This is a genomic window from Arthrobacter sp. AQ5-05 (assembly GCF_003287975.1).
GTDB lineage: Bacteria > Actinomycetota > Actinomycetes > Actinomycetales > Micrococcaceae > Paeniglutamicibacter.
Genome location: NZ_QMKQ01000048.1, coordinates 1 through 15952, shown reverse-complemented (window position 1 = coordinate 15952; position 15952 = coordinate 1). Strand labels below are relative to the sequence as shown.

At 67.5% G+C, this 15952-nt stretch carries 16 protein-coding genes; 2 read left to right on the top strand and 14 right to left on the bottom strand.

What is annotated here, in order from left to right:
- The first annotated feature begins 494 nt into the window (after positions 1–494).
- Complete coding sequence (locus DQ353_RS20490) at positions 495–1511, top strand: NAD(P)H-dependent flavin oxidoreductase (RefSeq protein WP_113765037.1); 1017 nt, start codon at positions 495–497, stop codon at positions 1509–1511.
- Between the two features lie 19 nt (positions 1512–1530).
- On the opposite strand, the gene panC is transcribed toward DQ353_RS20490, so the two are convergent.
- The 14 genes from panC to dacB all read right to left on the bottom strand — a co-directional run bounded on the left by panC (position 1531) and on the right by dacB (position 15082).
- The gene (gene panC / locus DQ353_RS20485; RefSeq protein ID WP_113765036.1) at positions 1531–2469 is read right to left on the bottom strand and encodes a pantoate--beta-alanine ligase; all 939 of its coding nucleotides are present in this window, start codon (positions 2467–2469) and stop codon (positions 1531–1533) included.
- A 42-nt stretch (positions 2470–2511) separates the two neighbouring features.
- The gene (locus DQ353_RS20480) at positions 2512–3399 is read right to left on the bottom strand and encodes a Rossmann-like and DUF2520 domain-containing protein (protein ID WP_113765035.1); all 888 of its coding nucleotides are present in this window, start codon (positions 3397–3399) and stop codon (positions 2512–2514) included.
- Positions 3396–4958: a PH domain-containing protein gene (locus DQ353_RS20475; protein WP_113765034.1), complete on the bottom strand. Its 1563-nt coding sequence runs from the start codon at positions 4956–4958 to the stop codon at positions 3396–3398. Before DQ353_RS20475 ends, DQ353_RS20480 begins: the two co-directional genes overlap by 4 nt.
- A complete protein-coding gene (locus DQ353_RS20470; protein WP_113765033.1) occupies positions 4955–5467 on the bottom strand; it encodes a PH domain-containing protein in 513 nt (170 codons plus the stop codon). Before DQ353_RS20470 ends, DQ353_RS20475 begins: the two co-directional genes overlap by 4 nt.
- Positions 5448–5948: a DUF3180 domain-containing protein gene (locus tag DQ353_RS20465; protein WP_181578537.1), complete on the bottom strand. Its 501-nt coding sequence runs from the start codon at positions 5946–5948 to the stop codon at positions 5448–5450. The genes DQ353_RS20470 and DQ353_RS20465 overlap by 20 nt, the downstream gene beginning before the upstream one ends.
- 4 nt (positions 5949–5952) lie before the next feature.
- Entirely contained in the window at positions 5953–6444 is a 492-nt protein-coding gene (folK, locus tag DQ353_RS20460) for a 2-amino-4-hydroxy-6-hydroxymethyldihydropteridine diphosphokinase (protein WP_113765031.1), read from the bottom strand.
- A 5-nt stretch (positions 6445–6449) separates the two neighbouring features.
- Positions 6450–6818 (bottom strand): dihydroneopterin aldolase, encoded by a 369-nt coding sequence (gene folB / locus DQ353_RS20455; protein ID WP_113765030.1) that lies wholly within the window; start codon positions 6816–6818, stop codon positions 6450–6452.
- 20 nt (positions 6819–6838) lie between these two features.
- Positions 6839–7756: a dihydropteroate synthase gene (gene folP, locus DQ353_RS20450; protein ID WP_113765029.1), complete on the bottom strand. Its 918-nt coding sequence runs from the start codon at positions 7754–7756 to the stop codon at positions 6839–6841.
- A gap of 9 nt (positions 7757–7765) precedes the next feature.
- Complete coding sequence (folE, locus tag DQ353_RS20445; RefSeq protein ID WP_113765028.1) at positions 7766–8377, bottom strand: GTP cyclohydrolase I FolE; 612 nt, start codon at positions 8375–8377, stop codon at positions 7766–7768.
- A 31-nt stretch (positions 8378–8408) separates the two neighbouring features.
- The gene (gene ftsH, locus DQ353_RS20440; RefSeq protein WP_113765027.1) at positions 8409–10388 is read right to left on the bottom strand and encodes an ATP-dependent zinc metalloprotease FtsH; all 1980 of its coding nucleotides are present in this window, start codon (positions 10386–10388) and stop codon (positions 8409–8411) included.
- A gap of 243 nt (positions 10389–10631) precedes the next feature.
- Positions 10632–11183 carry a hypoxanthine phosphoribosyltransferase gene (gene hpt / locus DQ353_RS20435; RefSeq protein WP_113765026.1) on the bottom strand — a complete coding sequence of 184 codons (552 nt, stop codon included), beginning with the start codon at positions 11181–11183 and terminating at the stop codon, positions 10632–10634.
- A gap of 157 nt (positions 11184–11340) precedes the next feature.
- Entirely contained in the window at positions 11341–12369 is a 1029-nt protein-coding gene (gene tilS, locus DQ353_RS20430) for a tRNA lysidine(34) synthetase TilS (protein WP_113765025.1), read from the bottom strand.
- Positions 12370–12399: 30 nt separating this feature from the next.
- On the bottom strand, positions 12400–13566 hold the full coding sequence (locus DQ353_RS20425) for an Rv3626c family coenzyme F420 biosynthesis-associated protein (RefSeq protein ID WP_113765024.1): 1167 nt from the start codon (positions 13564–13566) through the stop codon (positions 12400–12402).
- A gap of 91 nt (positions 13567–13657) precedes the next feature.
- The gene (gene dacB, locus DQ353_RS20420; RefSeq protein WP_113765023.1) at positions 13658–15082 is read right to left on the bottom strand and encodes a D-alanyl-D-alanine carboxypeptidase/D-alanyl-D-alanine endopeptidase; all 1425 of its coding nucleotides are present in this window, start codon (positions 15080–15082) and stop codon (positions 13658–13660) included.
- Between the two features lie 131 nt (positions 15083–15213).
- On the opposite strand from dacB, the gene DQ353_RS20415 reads away from it, so the two are divergent.
- Entirely contained in the window at positions 15214–15699 is a 486-nt protein-coding gene (locus tag DQ353_RS20415; protein WP_071216265.1) for an inorganic diphosphatase, read from the top strand.
- Positions 15700–15952: the final 253 nt, after the last annotated feature.

Sequence of the window (15952 nt, the reverse complement as noted above, 5' to 3'; positions counted from 1 at the left end):
TAAAAAAATCCCGGCAAATTGCCCCAGGAATCCACACGGGGGTGCGGACCCTGAAACCATTCACCAATAAAATAAATAAATTGGTATCAACAAATTTGGCACACTATTGAGTTCTCAAACAACAGACGCTTCCAACTTCCACGACCCGGGCTGATGTTTCCTGCCGGCGCTTCGCTCTGGAGCAACTTTTCAAGCTTAGTCCCATTCAAACCCGGAGTCAAATCGACTTCCGAAATTCATTTGGGATTCTTTGCATCCGCCTTCCGCGGCTCTCCCTTTCGGGCTAGGCTGCGGGGCTCGGTGCGAGAAACAACTCTACGCGCAACCCGCCCGAATGTCCAAACGGGCACCTCCTGCACCAGCCAAGCACCGGGATCCGCGCAAACACGGGGGAGATTCCGGGTTTTGGTCCGAGAATTACCGCATTTCGCCAATATCAGCCTATGAGCGCTGCATCACAACAGCCGCGCTGCATCAGTCCTAGACTGAAAAACATGCCTGAACTTCCAGAGAACACAGCCATCAGCATGCACCCCGCCAAGAAATTGCAGCAGGTTCTTGGTTATGCCGAACCCATCTTCAATGCCTCCATGGCCGGGGCCGCCGGCGGCGAACTTGCCGCGGCAGTGTCGGCAGCGGGTGGTTTTGGCATGTTGGGCATTGGCGGAAACACCACCAGGGAATGGATCGACGGCGAGTCCGGAATTGCGGCTTCTTCCGGACGCCCCTGGGGAGCCGGTCTGATGGCCTGGGTCTTGGACAAGAACCTCGATCCCTTGGAACAGGTCCTGGAACACGGTCCCTCCTTCGTCTGCATCAGCTTCGGCGAACCGGGCCCTGCTGCTGCATTGGTCCATGAATCCGGAGCCTTGACCGGGATGCAGGTAGGCAATGCAGCCGAACTCTCCCGCGCACTCGAAGACGACATCGATGTAGTGATCTGCCGCGGGAACGAGGGCGGGGGCCATGGCCGGAATGAAGTATCCACACTTCCCCTGCTGCAGCTGGCCCTGGAAAAGACCAACAAGCCGGTGATCGCAGCGGGGGGACTTGCCACGGCCGCCGGGGTGGCGGCCGTCCTGGGCGCAGGGGCTTCGGCGGCCTGGATCGGCACGCGCTTTGCCGCGGCCACGGAATCGATGAGCCACCGGAACATCAAGGATGCAATCGGGGCCGCCGGAATCGATGACACCATCTATACGCGGGCCTTTGACATCGCCCAGAGAATCGACTGGCCGGTGGAATACGGCGGCCGGGCCCTGCGCAACGACTTCAGCGACAACTGGGCCGAAGACCTCGAGGCGCTCGGCGCCACGGTCGACGCAAGCGACGCACTGACCGATGCGATCAACGAGGCCCGGGCGAAGGCAGACCCTTCTTTGGCGCCGGTCTATGCCGGTCAGTCCGCAGGACTCTCCGCCGCCGGCCAAGACGCCGCGGAGATCGTCGCGGATCTGGCCCGCTTCCGCTCGGTACTGCAGCAGGCTGCCCAACGCTGGGAATCCCCCTAACCAGCACGTTTCCCGGTGCTCAGTAGCCCAGTGTCATGTTGTCGATCAGCCGTACCCCGCCGACCTTCGCCGCGACCAGCAGCAGGCCCTCGCCGGTGAACGGGGTGTCCTGGCAGTTGAATGCCAGCTCCTGCAAGGTGCGCGGGTCAACAAGTTCGAAGTAGTCCAGCTCCACCAGCGGTTCCATCTCGAAGAGCCCCGCGGCGTCCTCCAGGTACAGCGGTTCATGGCGGTCGGCCCGCCCCTTGACCAGGTTCAGGGCACGGTGGATCACCAGGGAGGCCTGTGCCTGCTCCTTGGTGAGGAACTGGTTCCTGCTGGACAGCGCCAGCCCCTCGGCGCTGCGGATGATCGGCACCGAGCGGATCTCGACCGGATAGTTCAGGTCCGCCACCATGCGGTTGATCAGCACCAGCTGCTGTGCGTCCTTCTGTCCGAAGTAGGCACGGTAGGCAACGGGGACCCCCAATGAAGCCGGCGGCATGGAGAAGTGCAGCAGCTTGGCGACCACCGCAAGCATCCCGTCAAAGTGCCCGGGACGCGAGGCACCCTCGAACTTCTCGCCCAGCGCCCCGGAATCGAGCTTGACCAGCGGACGGCCGTCGGGATAGACCGCCGACACCTCGGGGGCAAAGACGATGTCGGCCCCGGCACGCGCCAGGATCTCGATGTCGGCCTCAAGGGTGCGCGGGTAGCGCTCGAAGTCGGCCCGGTCATTGAACTGCAGTTCGTTGACGAAGATGCTGACCACCAGCACGTCGTTTTGCTCCCGGGCGGTGGACACCAGAGATTCGTGCCCCGAATGCAGGGCCCCCATGGTGGGCACCAGCCCGAGGGTCGCCGGGCGGTTTCCCGGCGCCAGCCCTTCGAGCGCCTGGGCAACGGCCGCCGAGAGCTCGGCGGCGGTACGGACGATGCGGGGGGCGCGGCTGGCGGAATTTGCTGGTGTGCTCACCATCCCAGCTTAGCTTTCGGACGTCGTGGCCGGTGGCCGTCGTTCCTATCTTCCCAGCGCGGCCAGGATCCCTTCGAGGGTTTGGCTGCTGATCATGCCGCGGGCGTGTGCGCGCAGCGCGGTTGCCCGGCTCATCGCCAGATAGCCCTCCCGGGTGTCCTCGGTGATCGCGGGGTCCGAGAGCGCGGCGCGGTGCGCGGCAATGGTGTGCACATCGCCGCGGGCCACCGGACCGGTCAAGGCGCCTTCCCCGGAGGCCAACGCATTCTCCAGCGAGGCGCGCATGAGCGCTGAAAGCATCCGCTCGGGCTGCTCGACGCCGATACCTGCCAGGATTCCGGCCGATTGCCCGGCCACGGTCACCAGATGGTTCGAGGCGTGGGAGAGTGCGGCATGGTATTTCACCCGGTCTTCCTCGGCGATCACCACCGGCTCTCCACCCATTTCAACCACGAGCGCCTGGGCGATGGGCAGGACCATGTTCGAGGCGCTGACCCCGAAGACGCAGTCGGCCAGCCGATCCAGGTCCATGCTCATCCCGGTGAAGGTCATGGCCGGGTGCACGGCCAGCCCGATGGCGCCGACCGCCGTGGCCGGGGCCAGGACCTCGGTGCCGTAGCGCCCGGCGGTGTGCAGCACCAGCTGTCCGGCCTGCCAATGCCCGGCCGCGGCCAGCCCGGAGACCAGATCCGCCAGCGCGTCGTCGGGAACCGCCAGGATGACCAGTTCGGCACGGCGCAGGATCTCGGGGATCTGCAGCACCGGAACGCCGGGCAGCAGCATTTCGGCGCGCTCGACAGAGGCGTCGGAGACCGCATGGACGCCAACGATCTGGTGCTCGGCTGCACGCAGCGCTGCACCGAGCACGGCGCCGACCTTCCCCGCGCCGATGACTCCGACTCCCAGCCGTCCCGGCTTGCCCGTGCTTCTCATGCGTCCCCCAGCCAGTGGTTTGAATCGGTTTGCCTGCGTGCGGCCGCGGCGCGGTCCGCCTGTTCCAGGAACAGTTCCCGGCCCGAGGCGACATCAAGCTGGTGCACCAGCGGCACCACGGGCCCGGCAATCGTGGCCAGGGACAGGTCCACCACCCCGAAGCGCCTGGCCAACGGGCCCTGGCTCAGCCTCAGGCCCTGGGTGCGGGCGTGCGGCACGATGGCGATGCTCCGGTGCAGCGCCCCGTTGCGCGCCACCAGTGCTGTGTCGGTCAGCGCGTAGCCCTGCCGCTTGTACGCCAACGGCGAGAGCGGGCGGACCCGGGGCGGTGAAACGACGAATCCGCCCTCGGGGCCGGAGCCGTTGATGGCGGCGGCAAAGAAGTCGCGCGGAGCGGCAACGCCCGGGGCCGGAAGCACCACCGAGAGCACCGCCAGCACGTCCTCGTAGCTGCCCACGGGAAGCAGCACGCTGCGTTGCTCGGCGTCGTTGGCCGCTCCTCCGCCGATGCCCGCGACGTTCACCGCAACCCGGTACCAGCCCAGGGGCCGCCAGAAGAAGGGGGCGGTGACCTTGATGGCCTGGACCCGGCCCGGCGGCACCGTCTGGTGGCGGGTGTCCAGCAGCCCATAGCTCAGGCGCAGCCCGTCCGCGCTGGTGGCGGCCTTGAAGTTGTATCCCGTGTTCAGGTTGTTCCACAGTGCACCGGCCATACCCAGGAAGGCCGGCAACAGGTAGAAGGGCGCGAACCCCTCGATGGTTGACATGGCGATGCCCAGCCCGATGATGCCCAGCACCATCAAGATCGTCGAGGGGCGCAACAGGAGGGATCCGATGAGCCGGCCCGTGGGGACCACGGCGACCACGCGCTCACTGGCCGCCAGCGAGGCGGAAGCGGAGGCCGGAGCCTCGAGGAAAGGTGTCTGCGGTGCCACGGGATCGGGGATCGCTCCGGCAACCGGGAACGCATCCGGCGGCGCGGGAAGCGGGGGTGCCGGCGGCGCGGGCGACTTCAGCCCGGCGGCGCGGGCCAGGATCTCGTTGCGCAGCTGGTGCGCCTCGGAGAGCTTCACGAAGGCCAGGTTCATTGCAGCGGAGCCCGAGTCTGCGACATCGAAGCGCAGCTCGGCAAGCCCGAAGATCCGGGCCACCAACGGCTGGGCGATGTCGATCGACTGCACCCGGTCGATGCGCGCCTGGCGCTGCTGGCGGAAGACCATACCGGTGTTCACGTTTACGTGGCGATCGGTGATCTGGTACTTGGTGAACCACCAGGTGCCGAAGAAGCCCAGCAGGATCAGCAGCAGGATGCCGGCGCCGACCAGCAGCGAAACCATCAGCGGGGTCCTGGAAATGAACTCGGGGCCGGGGTTCGGTTCCTCCTCGCCGAAGAAGGAGGACAAGGTGTTTTGGCCGTAGACGAAGGCGATGGCCACCACCGCGATCCAGCCGCGCACCAACGGGGAGACCGGGTGCACGCGGTGCCAGGGCGCCGCCGGGGTGTCCTGCCCGTCGGTTTCCCCGGGACCGGGGACCGGCAAGGCGCGCCCGGGAGTCACAGCCCGGCCAATCGCGATTCCCCGCGGGCGGCAAGCTGCTCGCGCAGGCGCGTGCCCTCGGCCACCGGCAAACCGGGGATCTCCGCGGTGGCATCGGCCGCCGCGGTGTGCAGCTTGACCTTGCACAGCCCCAGCATCCGGTCGATCGGGCCCACTGCCACGTCGACGAACTGCATCCGGCCGTAGGGGACCACCAGCACCTTCTGGAACATCAACCCGTGGCGCACCAGCAGGTCGTCCTCGCGTTCGGCGTAGCCGATCGCGGCGACCTGGCGGGGGATCAGCACCAGGCGGATGACCTCGACGGCCACCACCACCGCGGGGGCTGTGATCGCCAGCCACAGCGGGAAGCCCTCCCACACCCCGGTCAGCACCAGGACCAGCGGGACGCTGAGCACCAGCAGCGTGATCAACGCGCCAATGGCCCAACCCACCATGCGGACCTTCGCGTAGCTCGGGGACACGCGCGTCCATTGGATCCCGGCCGGGTCAATTGGTTCCTGCCGCATAGCCTTCCTCGTCCTTGCCCTTGGTCTTGGCCGCCGGGTCCGATGGATCTTCCGGTGGCAGCTTGCAGAACTGTTCCACAACCCATCCCACGATAACCATCACCAGCGCGCCACCGATCATCACCAAGGATGATTTCACCGCCTCCGAACCCATTCCGGCGGCCGTGAGCAGGCCCAACAGGATCCCGGCGTGCCATCCGGCGATCGTGGACCCGGCATAGACGCTGGCCTGCGCCAGCACCAGGGTCCGGGCCGCGGCAATCGGGTTCACGCGCTTCTTGCTGCGTCCGGAGGTGAACAGCTTGATGCGGATGCCCATGACCAGGGTGAGCAGGCAGGCGGCCCCCATGGTCACCAGCGAGGTCCAGTGCAGCACCGGCACCGGGTAGCCCCGGGTCGTGGCAATGATCTGCAGGGCGTAGCCGGCAACCACGCCGATGACCAGCACCGTGAAGACCCACAACGGCCGCAAGGAATTCATGGCCCTAGGCCCCCGCTTCGGCGCGGACGATGCCGGGTGTGTCGGGCGCGGCGGCGGCCAGGGATGCGACCGGGATCCCGGACAGCATTGCATCCGGTTCCATCCAGGACCACGGCAGCAGCACGAAGCCGCGTTCAGCGGCCCGCGGGTGCGGAAGCGTCAGCACCGGATCCGAGCTGGTTTCTTCCCCGTAGGTGATCACGTCGACGTCAAGGGTGCGCGGCCCCCAGCGGACCTCGCGGGTGCGGTGGTGGGCCAGTTCGATTTCCTGGCACGCGGCCAGCAGCTGGCGCGGTGCCAGGGTGGTGTCGATGCGCAGCACCAGGTTCAGGAAGTCGGGTTGCCCCTCGGGCCCGCCCACGGGCTTGGTCACCGCGGTGTCCGAGACGCGCACCAGCTCGATGCCCTCGGTGGCGGCCAGGGAGGCGACCGCGGCCTGCAGCGTTCCGGCACGTTCGCCAAGGTTGGAGCCCAGCGCAAGGATGCAGGAAACCAACGAGCTCACTCCCGTTCGCGGTGGATGTGGATGGTGACATCGGAAAAGGTCACCGTGATCGGGGCCTTGGGCTTGTGCACGATGACCTCGACTCCCGAGACCGTGCCGAAGGCTGCCAGGATCGCCGCGGCGGTCTTTTCCGCCAGCGTCTCGATCAGGTCCCAGGGCCCGTCCTGGATCTGGGCGACCACCAGCTCGCCGAGCTCCCCGTAGTGGGCGGTGTCAGCTACGTTGTCGCTGGCAGCCGCCTTGCGGATGTCGGTGTGCAGGACCACGTCGAGGGTGAACGGCTGTCCGTCGCGCTTCTCGTGCTCGAAGACGCCGTGGTGCCCGATGGCGGTGATGCCCGACAGGGTGATGGTGTCCGTGCGCATGCTGCTGCCCCGCCCGTTGCCTAGAGTGCCGGGACGCGGGCCGCGGACCAGGCGGTCGCGACCTTGACGGCATCCAGGTTGCCCGGCACGTCGTGCACCCGCACTCCCCAGGCTCCGTTGGCCGCTGCCAGGGCGCTGGTTGCCGCGGTGGCGGCATCGCGGTCCGTGGGTGACGCGGGCTTGGAATCGACCGTCAGCAGCGCACCGAGGAAGCGCTTGCGGCTGGTGCCCACCAGGACGCGGTGGCCCAGGGCGGTGAAGCGGTCCAGGGCACGCAGCAGCTCCCAGTTGTGTTCGTGGTCCTTGGCGAAGCCGAGCCCCGGATCCAGGATCAGCTGCTCGGGGGCGACCCCGGCGGCAAGGAACGTCTCGCGCAGCGCCAGCAGTTCGTCAATGACCTCGGTGACGACGTCGGTGTAGTTTGCCTCGGTGGTCATCGAGGCGGCGTCCCCGCGGCGGTGCATCAGCACGTAGGGGGCACCGGTTTCGGCGATCAGCGCGGGCATGTCGGCCTCGTGGGTCAGCCCCGAGACGTCGTTGACGATGTGTGCTCCGGCAGCCAGGGCCGCACGGGCGGTGGAGCTGTGCATGGTGTCGACCGAGATGATCGCCCCGGCCTTGGCCAGCGCCGTGATGACCGGAAGGATCCGGCCCTGTTCCACGGCCGGATCCACCGGCTCCGCGCCGGGGCGGGTGGACTCCCCGCCGACGTCGATGATGTCGGCCCCGCCGTAGTACATGCGCAGCCCGTGGCTGATGGCCTCGTCCGCGGTGGCGTACTTGCCTCCGTCGGAAAAGGAATCCTCGGTGATGTTCAGGATGCCCATGACCAGGGTGCGGCCAACGGGCAGGTCGGCCATGGTGCGGGCCGTTGATTTCTTGATGACCGGCAGCGGGCTGGTGGCCGGACCGGTTCCGGGGATCGCTCCAAGCGACATTGGGGTTTCCTACTTTCCGAGAATGAGGCTCATGGCCTCGGCGCGGGTGGCGGGCTCGCGAAGCTGGCCACGCACCGCGCTGGTGACGGTCTTGGCGCCCGGCTTGCGGACGCCCCGCATGGACATGCACATGTGTTCGCACTCGATGACGACCATCGCACCGCGCGGGTTCAGGTGCTCCATGAGCGCCTCGACGATCTGGGTGGTCAACCGCTCCTGGACCTGCGGACGCTTGGCGAAGACCTCCACCAGGCGGGCCAGCTTGCTCAGCCCCGTGACCTTGCCCTCGGGCCCTGGGATGTAGCCGACGTGGGCGGTGCCGTGGAACGGCACCAGGTGGTGTTCGCAGGTCGAGTAGAAGGGGATGTCCTTCACCAGCACCAATTCGTCATGCTCGATGTCGAAGGTGGTGCCCAGGTGGTCGGCCGGGTCCTGGTGCAGGCCGGCGAAGAACTCGCCGTAGGCCTTGGCCACGCGCTTGGGCGTTTCCAGCAGGCCGTCGCGGTCCGGGTCCTCGCCAATGGCGTAGAGGATTTCCCGCACGGCCTTTTCGATGCGGACCAGGTCCACGCCGCCGGCACCCTGGGCGTTGTCGTCTTCAAGTTGATCGATCTCGTTCACGCTTCCGATCCTAGCTGGTGTGTGCGTTGGGTTACGCGCCGGCCGAAGCGCCCGAGGTGCCGTCCGCTGCTTCCGCGGCGTTGGCCACGGCCGCCTCGGAGGCGATTTCCTTCGCCGACAACACCGGTCCGGCCGCGTGCACCGGGCGGGAGTCCTTGCTCAGCCAGACCTCGCGCTCGGGGCGCTTGACCAGGTCGTGGAAGAGCTCCTCGATTTCCTTCTGGTTCAGCGTTTCGTGCTCCAGCAGGGCCAGGGCCAGGCGGTCCAGCACGTGCCGGTTCTCGGTCAGCGCGGCGTAGGCCTCGTCGTGCGCGGTGTCGATCAGCGAACGCACTTCCTCGTCGACCACGTTGGCCATGGCGTCGGAGTAGTCGCGGCTGGAGGGCTGGCCGTACATGGCGTCCCCGGAGGAGGAACCAAGCTTCACGGCGCCCACGCGCTCGGACATGCCGTAGTCGGTGACCATCTTGCGGGCCGTCGCAGTGGCCTTTTCGATGTCGTTGGATGCCCCGGTGGAGGGATCGTGGAAGACGATTTCCTCCGCGACGCGGCCGCCCATGGCGTAGGCCATCTGGTCGAGCAGTTCGTTGCGGGTCACCGAGTACTTGTCGTCGTCCGGGACCACCATGGTGTAGCCCAGGGCGCGGCCGCGCGGCAGGATGGTGACCTTGGTGACCGGTGCCGTCTGGCGCATGGCCGCGGCCACCAGGGCGTGTCCGCCCTCGTGGTATGCGGTGATCTTGCGCTCGTGCTCCTTCATCAGGCGGCTGCGCTTCTGCGGGCCGGCCATGACGCGGTCGATGGCCTCGTCCAGGGCGCGGTCGTCGATCAGCTGGGCGTTGGAGCGCGCGGTGAGCAGCGCTGCTTCGTTGAGCACGTTGGCCAAGTCGGCGCCGGTGTAACCTGGCGTCTTTTTCGCCACGGCCTTGAGGTCCACGTTGGTGGCCATCGGCTTGCCCTGGGCGTGGACCTTGAGGATCTGCTCGCGGCCGATCATGTCCGGTGCCTCCACCGGGATCTGCCGGTCGAAACGGCCCGGGCGCAGCAACGCCGGGTCAAGCACGTCGGCGCGGTTGGTTGCGGCGATCAGGATGACATTGGTGTTGGCGTCGAAGCCGTCCATCTCGACCAAAAGCTGGTTGAGGGTCTGTTCGCGTTCGTCGTTGCCGCCGCCGATGCCGGCACCGCGGTGGCGGCCCACCGCATCGATCTCGTCGACGAAGATGATGGCAGGGGAGTTGTTCTTGGCCTGCTCGAAGAGGTCGCGGACCCGCGAGGCGCCCACGCCGACGAACATCTCGACGAAGTCGGAACCGGAAATGGAATAGAAGGGCACGCCTGCTTCGCCGGCGACGGCCTTGGCCAGCAGGGTCTTGCCGGTGCCCGGAGGGCCGTAGAGCAGCACGCCCTTGGGGATCTTGGCACCGACGGCCTGGAACTTGCCCGGTTCGCGCAGGAATTCCTTGATTTCGTGGAGCTCCTCCACGGCCTCCTCGGCGCCCGCCACGTCGACGAACGTCACCTGGGGCATGTCCTTGGTGATCAGCTTCGCCTTGGACTTGCCGAACTGCATGACCTTGGATCCGCCGCCCTGGGAACGGGAGAGGATGAACCAGAACAGGCCAACGATCAGGATCATCGGGATCATGAAGCCAAGCATCGAGGTGAACCAGTTGTTCTGCACGGGCTGGTCGGTGTAGCCGGTCAGGTTGGCTTCGTTCACCGCGTCAACGACCTGGGTTCCGCGCGGGATGGAGTAGAAGAACGAGACGTTCTTGCCCTTGTCCGCGCCGTCGAGGTTCAGCGGCTGCTTCAGCGTGAGGTCCACGCGCTGCTCGCCGTCGAAGATCTTTGCCTCGGAGACCTTGTCGTCCTTGAGCAATTGCATGCCCAAGGAGGTGTCGATGCGCCCGGAGTTTCCGCCCAAGAGCGTCGGCAGGAAAATCAGCAGCACCGCGGCGCCCAGCAGCACCCAGACGATCCAGCTGTTAAAGATCTTTTTCGCGTTCATTGATTGGGGGTCCCTCCCCATCCCTCCTGCTTTCGGGCCCATGCCGGCCCGGGCGCCTTGGGCGACGCCGGAATCTTGCTACACGTTAATAAGTAAACGCCCTCTTCGGTACCCACGGATGGGCCAGGCGATAAGTTCCCCTTTGGGCGTAAGAACACCGATGGCCGCCCCCGGGGAACCGGAAACGGCCATGGCGCACCGCGTTTTGGTGCGTGATGCGGTGGAAGGCTGGGGTGCCGCCCGCTACTGGTAGACGTGCGGCGCCAGGGTCCCGATGAAGTCCAGGTTGCGGTAGCGCTCATCGAAGTCCAGGCCGTAGCCGACGACGAATTCGTTGGGGATCTCCATGCCGACGTACTTCACGTCGATCTCCACCTTGGCGGCCTCCGGCTTGCGCAGCAGGGTGCAGATTTCCACCGAGGCCGGGCCGCGGGACTGCAGATTGGCCAGCAGCCAGGACAGGGTCAGGCCGGAGTCGATGATGTCCTCGACGATCAGCACGTGCTTGCCCAGCAGGTCGGTGTCGAGGTCCTTGAGGATCCGCACGACGCCGGAGGACTGGGTGCCCGAACCGTAGGAGGAAACCGCCATCCAGTCCATGGTCACGTGGGAGTGCAGGGCGCGAACCAGGTCGGCCATGACCATCACGGCACCCTTGAGCACGCCGACAACCAGGATGTCCCGGCCTTCGTAGTCCGCGTCGATCCGGGCGGCAAGCTCATCGATCTTGGCCTGGATTTCTTCCTTGGTGTAGAGGACATGCGCCAAATCGGCGCTGACATCTTTCGAATCCACGAGGGCTCCTGGTTCTGGGGTCGGCAATAGACCGGTCGAGGGGAAGGCGTTTCTGCCCACGGTCTAGAGTGCCACAGTCTGGAGCGCGGTGGGGAGTGCGGCACCCGGGCGTTGCCGCGTCTTGGCGGCAGGGGAACCGGCGAATGTGAGGCAATTCTCACGATCCGGGGTGCGGCAGGGCCGTGGCATCCACCAGCAGGTGCGCCCGGGCGCCGGCGGGCAGCCGGGTCCCGGCGACGCGGGTGGCGTACACCGGGCCCTCGAGCTGGACCGGGCCGGCGGAGTTCGATCCGCACACCAGGGCATCAAGGGCGGTAAGGCGTTCGAAGTCGGGCACCGGTGCACCCAGGCGCGACACGGCCAGGCGCAGCGCTCGCGAGCGCAGGGGGCCGGGCATCGCGCGCAGTCGCTCGAGGTCGAGCGTGAGCACCAGTGCGGGCCGGTCCGCGGCGACCTGCAGCACGGCATCCTCCAGCGCGGTTTCCGCCAACTCGTCGAGATATTGCGCGTCAGCACGCGCCAGTGCCGCGGTTCGTGCCAACGCGGCGGGAATGGATTCGCCCAGCACGGCCCGCAGCACCGGCATCAGCTCGTGCCGCACCCGGTTGCGCAGGTAACGCGGATCGGTGTTGGTCGGGTCTTCCCAGTAGGCGAGGCCCTCGTGCCGGCAGATCTCCTCGATGTCCGTCCGGGACAGGGTCAGCAGCGGGCGCAGGTAGGGTCCGCGGACCGCCGGCATCCCGGCCAGCGAGAGTGTCCCGGAACCCCTCCCCAACCCGAGCAGGACCTGTTCGGCCTGGTCGTCGAGGGTATGGCCGAGCAGCACATGCTCGGATCCGGTCTGCCGCAGGCCCTGTTCAAAGGCCGCGTAGCGGGCGGAACGGGCGGCTTGCTCGCTGCCGCCGGCCACCTTGACCTCGAGCACCAGCACCGGGTCCAGGCCCAGGGTGCGGCACTGGTCCGCGGCCCGCTGCGCCACCTGGTCGCTGCCTTCTTGCATGCCGTGGTCCACGATGAGGGCCCCGGCGCGGATCTCGCCCTTGCGGTGCAGGAACGCGGCCGCTGCGGCCAGCGCCAGCGAATCGGCACCGCCGCTGCAGGCCACCAGCACGCTTGCACCCGTGGGCACCATGGCACGGATCGCGTTGCGCGCCTCGGCCAGCACGCGCGGAAGCTTCCCGCCCATCGCCCTACCTCTCCCCCGGTGGGGTTGTGCCTAGTTGCCTTGGGGTGTTTCGGTTCCGGCGGCTGTGCCGGCGCCTTCCATGCGCGCCACCCACTGCTCCGGGTGGTGCACCTCGTGCTCGGTGGGAAGGTTTTGCGGGCCCTCCCAGACCTTGTTGAAGCCCTCCATGCCCATGAGCTTCACGGCCCGGGTGACGAAGCGCTGCCCGTCGGCGTACTGGCGCATCTTCGCATCGAGCCCCAGCAGTTTGCGCAGCCATTTCTCCAGCGCCGAACGGTCCTTGCCGCGCGAGCCGAAGCGCTGGCGGATGGTGCGCACACTGGGCACGATGGAGGAATCCACCGCGTCCATCACCACGTTGGCGTGGCCCTCGAGCAGCGACATCACCGCGGTGATGTGCGAGAGGATCGCCTTTTGTTCCCCGGTGCGCAGGCCGGCCAGCAGCCCGCCCCCGGAGGCGAAGTCCTCGGCCGGTTCTTCCTGGTCGGTTGTCTTTTCCAGCGTCTTCTTCCCGCGGATGACCTCGGACGCGGCGGCGCGCAGCCGCTCGCCCAGCGCCTCGGGTTCGGCCAGCAGCGAGGCCAGCAGCTCGGCGATCTTGGACTGCAGGTGCGCCCGCAGCCACGGGGCGGCGGCGAATTGCACGCGGTGGGTCTGCTCGTGCAGGGTGACCCAGAGCCGGAAGTCGTCGACATCCACCTTCAGTTCCCGCTCGATCGCCACGATGTTCGGTGCCACCAGCATCAGCCGCCCGCCGGCGGGCAGGTCATCGCGCAGCAGCCCCGCGAAGGGGTCGTACTGGCCCAGGACCTTGGAGGACATGAATGCCAGGATCGCGCCCATCTCCACGCCGGTCGCGGTGGCGGAGAGCACCTGGGTGGCCTCGGAAATCTTTTCCCCGCGGGTCTTGGCAAGCTGCTCCATGGCCGGGGCCAGCATCGCCTCGAAGCTCTGGGTGTTCGCCTTGGCCCAGCCGGGCCGATCGACGATGAGCACCTGCGAATCGCGCAGGTCCGCGGCGGCCGCCAGGCCGGTGATCCGGTGCACGTGCCCGACCGATTCGTCGGCCTTGGTGCGCAGGTCGGCGACGACCTCGGCAATCTGTGCGGGGGTGAGGACCGGGCCGGCGCCAACCAGCGTGGCCGCGGTGGTGGCGGCGAGGTCCCAATTGATCAGCCGGAAATCGGTGGTGTCCATGTCTTCCATCCCATCACGCTTTTGGCCCGTGCGGCGGGATTGCGCGCTGGGCAAAAATTCCCTGGTGCGGCGGCGGGCCGGGTTGGACGGGTCAGCGGCAGCCGCAGCCGGTCAGCGCTGCCGCGGCCGCATCGAGCAGGCCCTTGTGCGGCGCGATGGTCCGGTCGTTGGTGTGCACGAAGAAGGAGAAGGCCAGCACCCGCCCGTCCCGGGTCACGGTGAGCCCGCTGAGGCTGGAGACCTCCATGAGCGATCCGGTCTTGGCGCGAACCACACCGCGGGTGCCAGTGGAACCCAGCCGCGAGGCCAGGGTGCCGGTGGCGCCGGCGACCGGCAGCCGGTAGCTGAGGTTGCGCAGCGCGGCGTGCTCGGAGGTGGCAGCGTATTCCAGGGCGCGGGCCAGGGTCAGCGGGGTGACGCGGGTGGCCCCGGCCAGCCCTGAGGTGTCCACCAGGTGCATGCCGGTGGTGTCGATGCCCAGCCCGGCGATGGTTTGCGCCACGGCGGCCGCCGCGTGGGAATGGTCCCCGGGCTGCTCCTGGGCGACGGCCACCAGCCGCCCCAGCACCTCGGCGACGTAGTTGTCGGAAACCTCCAGCATGAACCGCACCTGCTCGCCGACGGTCGCCGAGGCCACGGAAGCCAGCTCGGTGCCGGGGGTTCCGGGCTCGGTCCGCACCGCCTCGGCGGCAACCTGTATCCCGCCCCCGGCCGCGGCCACGGCGGTGCGAAGCTCCTTGGCAAACACCGTTGCGGCATGCATGCCCGGATCGGCCACCCGTGCCGACTTCGCATCCCGGGTGGCGCGGGCCCCATACATGGCGATCGGGGAGATCGGGGAGATGTTGTGCGTGGTCACCAGCGAGGCGTCCCAGTCGGGGTTCAGCGCCGCACCGGCAAAGAGCGACTCGTCCAGCTCGATGCGCACCGCCTCCCCCACCTGGCCCGCGGCACGGGCCTTGCGCAGCGCGGTGGCCGTGCGTTGTGCCAGCGTTCCCAGCCCGGCCCGGCCGCTGACGGACGCCGAGTCGCCCCCGGTCCCCAGCAGCACATCTCCGCCGCCGACCAGCACCACGGTGTTCGGGTCCTTGAGCATCGTCTTGGTGGTGAAGCGGTGGTTCTCGCCGATGTCCTGGGTGGCGGCGATGGCCGTGAGCACCTTCAGGCTCGAGGCCGGGATGCCCGGCTGCCCTCCGGAGCGCGAATACAGTTCCTCGCCGCCGGCCACGTCGATGACGCTCGCGGTGACAGTGGCCCCGTTCCCGCCGGAGGACAGCGCGGCATCCAGGACGGATTTCAGGGCCGCCGGGTTCGGGGCAGGGGCCGCGGGATCAAGGTGCGGCAGCGCCGTGGGGTCGGCGGCGGCCAGCAGGGCGGGTTCCCGTGGTGCCGGGGCCGGCTCCGCAGCTGCGCCGGGGAAGGCCACCGGGACCAAAAAGAATGCCACCAGGCCCAGCACCAGGCCGACAACCAACACTGCAATACCCAGGCGCAGGAATTGGAGCGCTTGTTTCATCCGGCATCCTTAGAAATCGTCGTAGTCCCCGTGCGCCATATACCCTTAAGCGCAGTTACCTAAGACTAGACGGCAATCGGATGCGCCCGCTTCCGGACGTGCCACTGGTCACGAAAGCGAGGAGACCTTTCATGAGCCATGACGTCACCATCGAGATCCCAGCCGGATCGCGCGTGAAGTACGAGATCGACCACGAGACCCACCGCCTGCGCTTGGATCGTGTTCTCTTCACCTCCATGCAGTACCCGACCCACTACGGTTTCTTCGATGACACCCTGGGCGAAGACGGCGACCCGCTGGATGCACTGGTCTTCATCCCGGGCGTTGACCTGTTCCCGGGCGTCGTGGTGGAGTCCCGCCCGATCGCCGTGTTCAACATGACCGACGATGGCGGCGGGGATGCCAAGCTCGTGTGCGTCCCGGCCGACAAGCGCTTCGACCACATCCAGGAGTTCGAGGACCTCGATGGCTGGCTCATCAAGGAAATCGAGCACTTCTTCCTGCGCTACAAGGACCTGGAGCCGGGCAAGTGGGTCAAGGCCGAGGGCTGGGAGGGCCGCGCAGCGGCCGAGGCCGAGCTCGAGCGTTCGATCGAGCGTTTCAAGGCCCAGGCCTAACCGCTTCAGGGCAATACCCAAAGGTTGGGTCCGAGAGTTGCGCCACCGGCGCGATTTTCGGATCCAACCTTTTTGCTTTCCCGCACATGATGCCTGGCCCGGCATCCACAGGTCCCCGGCACCGGCCCTCGCCCCGCCGGCCCCGCGGCACACACTGGTGGCATGGAAACACGCCAGCTCATCGACGCCCTCACCACCACCGGTGGCGAGCCGGGACACCCAGTGTCGCCGGTTGATAAGCTGCGCCTGCTGG